Annotated in this window: 1 protein-coding gene; it reads left to right on the forward strand. The window is 63.3% G+C overall.

From position 1 onward, the window contains the following. Positions 1-240 (forward strand): cbb3-type cytochrome c oxidase subunit I (locus SB753_RS40865; protein ID WP_410805652.1); only part of this gene is annotated, 240 nt, incomplete at both ends.

Consider the following 240-nt stretch of genomic DNA (forward strand, 5'->3'; position numbering starts at 1 on the left):
GCCGGTGCTGGCTGGCGCGATCACGATGGTGCTGTTCGACCGCCACTTCGGCACGTCGTTCTTCAACGCGGCAGGCGGCGGCGACCCGGTGATGTATCAGCACATCTTCTGGTTCTTCGGCCACCCCGAGGTGTACATCATGATCTTGCCGGCGTTCGGGATCGTGTCGCAGGTGATCCCGGCGTTCGCGCGCAAGCCGCTGTTCGGCTATAGCTCGATGGTGTACGCAACGGCGTCGAT

The organism is Paraburkholderia sp. SIMBA_053 (assembly GCF_046534895.1).
GTDB classification, from domain to species: domain Bacteria; phylum Pseudomonadota; class Gammaproteobacteria; order Burkholderiales; family Burkholderiaceae; genus Paraburkholderia; species Paraburkholderia caledonica.